Origin of the sequence: Lysobacter enzymogenes, assembly GCF_017168095.1 — a bacterium.
Classification (GTDB): domain Bacteria; phylum Pseudomonadota; class Gammaproteobacteria; order Xanthomonadales; family Xanthomonadaceae; genus Lysobacter; species Lysobacter enzymogenes_D.
This window is the reverse complement of record NZ_LXSD01000464.1, coordinates 1-1,924: the sequence shown is the minus strand read 5'-3', so window position 1 is coordinate 1,924 and position 1,924 is coordinate 1. Positions and strand designations below refer to the sequence as shown.

Genomic DNA, 1,924 nt, shown 5'->3' with positions numbered 1-1,924 from the left:
ACGGCGGCGCAGTCAGCGCGCGCGCAGCGCGCAGCGCGCAGACGGCGCGGCGGCAGGCGAAAGCGCGGCGGGCGAAAGTGCGGCGGGCGAAAGTGCGACGGACGACAGCTTGGCGGCCGCGGGCGGCGCGGCGGCTGAGGGATTGCGGCGCGCGCGCGGCGAGGACGGGTTCTTCAAGGGACTGGCTCCGTGTCGCGAAGAAACAGGTCGTGCGAAAGCGCGTCGCGCGAGCGGGCGGCCGAAGCGCGCGCTGCGCGATGCGCCGCGGCGCAAGGCCGCGTGGCGGATCTGGATGTGATGGGGCTTGCTGGGGTGCGGCGGGCTCTGGGGCAGCGGAGTGGCAGTGGCAGCGGCCATTGCCGTCGCGCCGCTCGTTCGGGGCGGGCAGCGCGCGCCGCGTAGCGCGGCGAAGCAACGGACGCCGACAGTGTTACGTCGCGGTGTCGGCGCGGTCAACGCTCACGCGCGATGCGCTGCGCAAGTAGCGATGCCTATCGCACTGCGTCACGGGGACGATCACAGAATCGCGCGAACGCGCGGCAAAACTCCGCGCGCGATGGAAAATCGAACGTTATTCGATAACCGCGCCGATAGGTTCGGCGCGCGCAGGCGAACGGTCAGGGTGAATTCGATGAACGCCTCGCCGCGGCGTCACGCGGCCGTCAGCGTCTTGGCGAACACGCTGCGGCCGTCGAGGTCGCGCAGGTCCACGCTCAAGGCGCGGCTGTCGGGATCGATGTTGACCTCGCCGAAGAACTGGAAGCCGGCCAGCGGCGACGCGTTGGGATGCGGCGGCGCCTTCTGGAACACCACCTGCGGGCCGAAGGTCGCGTCCAGCGCATTGGGGCCGAACGAGCCGGCGTTGAGCGGGCCGGCGACGAATTCCCAGAACGGCGAGAACTCCTGGAACGCGGCGCGCGCGGGATCGTAGTGATGCGCCGCGCAGTAGTGCACGTCGGCGGTCAGCCAGACCACGTTGTCGACCGCGCGGATTGCGCGCAGCAGTTCGGCGAACTCCAGTTCGCGCCCGCGCGGCAAGCCGGGATCGCCGTTGGCCACCGCTTCCCAGCGCGGCCGACCCTGCGCGTCGACGCCGTCGGGCACTTGCAGGCCGAGCGGCATGTCGGCGGCGACGATCTTCCACACCGCGCGCGAACGGCGCAGGTTGTCGGCCAGCTCGCGCAACTGGCGGCGGCCGAGGAACGCGCTGTCGGCGCCCGGCGCGGGCTGCAGGTTGTCGCTGTTGCCGCCGCGATAGCTGCGCATGTCGAGCACGAACACGTCGAGCAGCGGGCCGTAACGCAGCACGCGCTCGATCCGCGTGCGCCGGCCGTCCGGGTCGTGGCCGCGGCGCTGCGGCGAGTACTCCAGGAACGCCTGGCGCGCGCGCCGCACCAGCACGTCGATGTCCTTGACCGTGTAGCGCGGATCGGCCGAAAGATCCTTGCCCGGCGACCAGTTGTTGACCACTTCGTGATCGTCCCACTGCCAGATCTGCGGCACTTGAGCGGCGAAGCGGCGCAGGTGGTCGTCGAGCAGGTTGTAGCGGTAGCGGCCGCGGTATTCGTCGAGGGTTTCGGCGACCTTGTGCACGCCCTCGGCGACCAGGTTGCGCCACACCCGGCCGTCTTCGGCGGTCGCTTCGGCGGCGATCGGGCCGTCGGCGTAGATGGTGTCGCCCGAATGCAGGAAGAAGTCCGGGTCGCGCTGGCGCATGGCTTCGAAGATGCGCATGCCGCCGATCTCGGGATTGATGCCCCAGCCCTGTCCGGCCACGTCGCCGCCCCAGACGAAGCGCACCGGCCGCGCGTGCGCGAGCGGGCCCGCCGGCGCCGGGCGCAGGCGGCCTTCGCACCAGTCGCTGCGCACGCCGCTGCGCGCGTCCTCGAAGGCGACGCGCACGCGCCGCATCGGGCCGGGCGGC

Annotated in this window: 2 protein-coding genes; one reads left to right on the top strand and one right to left on the bottom strand. The window is 71.8% G+C overall.

Annotated features, from left to right (window positions below; all coding sequences use genetic code 11):
• Positions 1–298, top strand: a 298-nt coding sequence (locus A7A76_RS19745) for a hypothetical protein (protein WP_206412869.1), incomplete at its 5' end; no start/stop codon positions are given.
• 353 nt (positions 299–651) lie between these two features.
• Here the strand turns inward: A7A76_RS19745 and A7A76_RS19740 are convergent.
• Positions 652–1,924: alkaline phosphatase D family protein (locus tag A7A76_RS19740; RefSeq protein WP_206412866.1), on the bottom strand; the 1,273-nt coding region annotated here is incomplete at its 5' end.